Source organism: Mesorhizobium sp. M7A.F.Ca.CA.004.04.2.1, assembly GCF_004022825.1.
Taxonomy (GTDB): Bacteria; Pseudomonadota; Alphaproteobacteria; order Rhizobiales; family Rhizobiaceae; genus Mesorhizobium.
The window spans coordinates 1-4,989 of the sequence record NZ_RZPH01000411.1 but is presented as its reverse complement, the minus strand read 5'-3'; the positions used below and the strand labels follow the sequence as shown (position 1 = coordinate 4,989).

Below are 4,989 nucleotides of genomic sequence, written 5' to 3'. Positions count from 1 at the left end.
CCTCGTTGCTGCGGCGCGGACGCAGACGCGACGGAGATGGCTGCGGCTCGGCTGGGGGAAAGCCGACAACCGATCTGCGAGATGCGCGCCACCGCAAACTATGTCCAAGGCGGCGCCCCATTTCGAAAAAACGAAATCGGCACCGTGCTCGACCACCAAAACCTCGGCTAGATACGGTTCAAGCACACCAAACTCGTTGGGAAGGAGACTGCTCTCCGTTCGTCCGGCGACCTGCCCGAACCTAGCGACCCAAGCCTCCACGATGCAGCGGGCAGCAACCTTGAGGTCGCGGTCTTCTAGCCGGACGAAGGGCGCTTGGTGCCGATCTGCACGATACTGATCCAGGTGGGTCATTTGTCGCTCCGACTTCAGAGGTAGCGTCTCATTCTCAGTAGATCGTGAGAGCCGGAATGTATTACAGTTGAAACCGCTGATTTTCAGAAGGAACGGTTTGCCGCACACATTCTCCGTTCATGCGGTCCGATAGGACGCAGAAATTTCGGAAGCACCGCGAGCCGGAACCGGAATTGGCTATCATGTATCAAACCGCCGTCGAAAAAGTGGGGACGGCCTTTTCGAGGTGTGACACCCGCGGCGACTGAAAGCAGGCGCGACGAGCAGCCTGCGGCACGGGGCCTGCTGGACGGGCCTTGGCTGGCGATCCCGGAGGTAGACCAGCCGGAGCGGGTATCCGCCCGCGGAAAATGCGAATGCTAGGGCCATCCTGCATGGAGAAGGAAATCGGCGCATCTGGCGATGTCGTCGACGTTCAGCGCACTACGGCAACCGTCAGGCTCTACCGGCGGAGATCATCGGTATCACCGATGAGATGGTAGGTGGACAAACGGTCGATCCCGCCGCTCTCGGTGCGCTTGTCGATCTGGCCAATCTCGTCAATTCGCCACAGTGCGGGTTTCGACAGGCGTCTATCGCAATCTTTATCCCGAAACCATGCGTGTGCCCGGTAACCGAAGTCGCTCGCCGGATCACGGGGTTTGAAGGGACCAGACCTGTTCCATGATTGAAATCGCGCGGACGACGATTGCCACGCCGTTTCCATGAATGGTGTCGCGAGATCAATGTCGCTTATACCGACAGATTCCGGTTTTTCGATCCGCTCGAAGCCTTCGGTGAGTATCCCGAAAGAGGCGCCCAGGACATCGATCGAGTTCTCGCTCGTCGTTACGGAGTCTTGCGGGGGGAACCACGGGATCTCCAGTCGGAGGAGGAGCTCTTGCCGGGGAGGGGGAGCGACAAGGCCTGGGCTTCCGACGTGGACCGCGTTGATGTCCTGGGCTGGTGCGATATTTACCTGGAAGGAGCAGTAGCGTCTTTTGAGAACGCGGCAGCAATTTCCATATCGCCGGGCGGAAGGATATCTGGCCAGCGGCCGAGGTTCCTCAGTTCCTCGCCGTGCAAGGCGAAGTGAGCCACGGGGGGACGTCAAAGCTGGAATGCGTCGCCACCGGGAATCCTGTGCGCGCAGGTGACTCTGCATCCTCCACCTCCTGAAGAGAGCAATTGCGTTCAGGACGGAATACGATCGCAGATATTGGCACCCGAAGGCGGGCGGCAGCGCCGGCGCCATGTTCCGCGCGCCCTTTGCAGAAGCCGCGAGGTTCCTATGCGTCCTAGCTTTTCCGGTTCCGGGCCTGCGCTAGGCGGTTGCGACCTGAGCCGGTGCGGGCCTATTCGCTGTGGATGCAACGGCCACGGCCTTGTCGGCGCCAGTAGATGATGACCGCGGCATCGACTGCAACCATCACCAATGTGCCGATGCCTGTGCGAAAGCGGAGTGGTGTGGTGCTTGGAAGACATGACCACATTCACGCCAGTCTTGACGCTTGTGTGGCGTCTCTCGCGACGAAGACAAGTAAAAAGACGATTGCAGCAGGAATAACAACGCCGCCCAACCCTATCATTTGAAAGACGATGGCGCCCACGGCCACACCGATGAAGAAACCCGCAATGATCATGAAAGTCGGCAGCAGATTCAGTGAAAGGGAGCGGTTCAAAATGCTATCCGCCAGGTCTATGGACAATTGGGTTGTGTTAGTTGTCATTACGTTGGTCGACCCGTAGCCGGTCAGCAACAACCGTGCCGTGGCGCTCTGCACACCCATGGCCGCGAGCCCGAACAGAGCAACCTCCGCATTCAGTCCATCCGATGCCCGGAACAGCCAAGTCGCTGCAAGTACAGTTAGTAGCACCGCCTCGACACCTAGCATGACCGTTAGGGCTAAACGATCAGTGCGGGCGACCAAGCGTACGACAAAAGTTGCGAGCATGCCGGAAACGAGGAACACTGGTATCGCGAGTACTTTTAGCCCGTACTTGTCATTGGGGTTCAAGAGTTCAGAGCCTGCAACAACAAAGCTCCCCGTCGCCTGCGCAACAAAAAATCCCTGGAAAGCTAGGAAACTGCAGGCATCCACAAAACCTGCCACGAACGCCAGGGTGGCCGGTAAGATCGGCTTCGGGATCAAGGTTGGTTTGGTCGGTTCACGAACGATGGAGCTATGCATCTGAGAGCGGCCCTTCGGTGGTTCTACCATCGCGGTATCAAGGACAGCCTACACACGGGGCGGCAAGATAAGAATCCTCCCCATGTATATTGTTTAGACCAATGATTATTATCTCTGGTATGCGCAAGTACGATGGCGTTGATTGATGGTACAGATGGTTTCGAAGGGATAATGTCAGCTGCATGATACGAACATTGTGCGCAAATCCCTAAAAGGCGAGGCTAAATACGCGTGCTTGTGGCTGTTATGTTGCGCCTCGGCCTAAGCCTGGGTCTTTGTATTTGAAGAGCCAGCGAAAGGTGCGCATCAGGGGTTGTCAGACCGCTCGGTGGCGTCGCCGCCCCCGAGGGCTTGGGGCTTGCTACCCGAAGTCCTGTAGCAGTTCGATGCTGGCGGTGGCGAGACATACCGAAGCTAAATGAACAACGAGAGTCTTGATGGCTCACATAGAATCGGCCTTGCGGTCGCGGTAGTGCGCGAAGCTCAGCTAACGAGTTCATTCCGGGAGGGCGTGTGTTCCAGCAGTCGAAGCCCCTTCATTCACTTTCGGGGAGGGCCTGCGTGACGTAGCGGTTGCCACTGTGATGGCGGGTCTTACCCCGGAACACCCAATAGGCATGGGCTTGATAGGCCAGGACGATCGGGATGACGATCATGAGCCCGGTACCGGCGAAAGCTAGCGTCTGAGGATCGGCGGCGCCGTTCCAGATGGTGATTTGTCGCGGCACGACATAGGGCCACAAGCTGACGACGAGGCCGCCGAAACCGAGCAGGAAGATGACCAGCGCCAGCAGGAAGACCTCGGCTTCGCGGCCGATCCAGATGCGGCGCCAGATGGTCAGCAGCGCGGCGACCGTGAGCGACGGCACGGGTGCGAGGAAAGCGATGTTCGGCCAGGCGAACCAACGCGCGGCGACCTCCGGAACACTCCAAGCGCTCCACCCACTGACCGCGAGCATCATGCCGGAGGTGAGGATCAACGCAGAATGGGCGATCTCGCGGGCGAACACCTGCGTCGGCCCATCCGTCTTCCAGATCAGCCATCCGGCGCCGAGCAGCGCGTAACCGCCGACCAGCCCGGCTCCGCAGGCAAGGCCGAGCAGGCTGACGAAATCGAACGTGCCGCCGGCGAATATGCCGTTCTCAATCGTCACCCCGTTGATCAGGCTGCCGAGGATAAGCCCCTGACAGAGCGTTGCGAGCAGCGATCCACCGGCGAAGGCGATGTCCCAGATCCAGCGGAATTCGCCTGCTTGCAGACGGAATTCGAAGGCGATGCCCCGGAAGATCAAGGCGAACAACATGAACATTACCGGCAAATAGAAGGCGGGCAGCAGAACGTAGTAGCCGGCGGGAAAGGCGGTAAGCAGCAGCGTGCCGCCCATGACCAACCAAGTCTCGTTGGAGTCCCACACGGGTTCGATGCTGGCCATCATCAGGTCGCGATCCTCGTTGCGCGGCGCAAGCAGGAACAGCATGCCGACGCCGAGATCAAAGCCGTCGGCCAGCACGTAGATGGTGACGCAGAACGCCGCGAGTGCTGCGAACAGCACAGGAAGATCGGCTGCGAAGAATGCGGACATGGCTTACTCTCCTGATGCGAGGCGGGTTTTGTCGGCGAGCGCGACAGCCGGAGCCGACCCGACGATCGCCGGGCTGCCCCGGTCGAGGCCCGGACGGACAAGGCGCGGATCGCTAGCGCTGGTATCGCGCGGCCCGCGGATGGCGATGCGTCCGGCGAACCAGAGGAAAGCCAGCAGAAGAACCATGTAGACAACGACGAAGATGGCAAGCGTCGTTGCCACCGCGCCGGCCGCGACCGGCGCAACCGCGTCGATGGTGCGCAACTGGCCATAGATGACCCAAGGCTGGCGGCCTGCCTCGGTGGTCGTCCAGCCGGCGAGCACCGCGATGAAGCCGAGCGGCGTCGTCGCCATGGTGATCAGTTGGAACCAGCGTGTGTCGTAGAGGCGATGGCTCCAGCGCAGCGCCACGCCGGTGACGGCGGTGGCGAGAAGGATCAGCCCGATGCCGACCATGATGCGGAAGGCGAAGAAGACGATCGGCACATAGGGCTGGTCCTCGCGCGGCACCGCCTTCAGGCCCTCGACCTCGCCGTCCCAGGAATGGGTGAGATAGAGGCTGGCAAGATGCGGGATGTCGATCGCGTAGAGATTGCGCTGCTCCTCCATGCTGGGCCAGGCAATCACGGTCATCGCGGGTCCCTTGGTGGTGTCCCACAGCCCTTCCATCGCGGCGAGTTTTATCGGCTGATAGGCAAGCGTGTTGCGTCCGTGCAGGTCGCCCAGCAGGATCTGCGTCGGGGTGAGCACCAGCGCCATCCACATGGCCAGCGAGAAAGCGAGGCGGCTGGCCTCCACATGCTGCCTGCGCCAAAGATGGAAGGCAGAGACGCCGGCCACGACGAAGGAGCCGGTAATGAAACTGGCGCAGACCATGTGGG

4 protein-coding genes are annotated in these 4,989 nt (G+C 60.4%); all 4 read right to left on the bottom strand.

The genetic code is table 11. From position 1 onward, the window contains the following. Positions 1-354: hypothetical protein (locus tag EN893_RS38690; protein ID WP_206521944.1), on the bottom strand; the 354-nt coding region annotated here is incomplete at its 3' end. Between the two features lie 1,472 nt (positions 355-1,826). Further along, positions 1,827-2,525 (bottom strand): YoaK family protein, encoded by a 699-nt coding sequence (locus EN893_RS18705; protein ID WP_164748741.1) that lies wholly within the window; start codon positions 2,523-2,525, stop codon positions 1,827-1,829. A gap of 536 nt (positions 2,526-3,061) precedes the next feature. Then, complete coding sequence (cydB, locus tag EN893_RS18700; RefSeq protein ID WP_127269965.1) at positions 3,062-4,108, bottom strand: cytochrome d ubiquinol oxidase subunit II; 1,047 nt, start codon at positions 4,106-4,108, stop codon at positions 3,062-3,064. Between the two features lie 3 nt (positions 4,109-4,111). Continuing rightward, on the bottom strand, positions 4,112-4,989 hold an 878-nt coding region (locus EN893_RS18695), incomplete at its 5' end, for a cytochrome ubiquinol oxidase subunit I (protein WP_164900950.1).

Bases quoted from the DNA above. Each gene is read 5' to 3' on its own strand.
- EN893_RS18705 (WP_164748741.1), bottom strand. From the start codon at position 2,525: ATGCATAGCTCCATCGTTCGTGAACCGACCAAACCAACCTTGATCCCG.
- cydB (WP_127269965.1), bottom strand. From the start codon at position 4,108: ATGTCCGCATTCTTCGCAGCCGATCTTCCTGTGCTGTTCGCAGCACTC.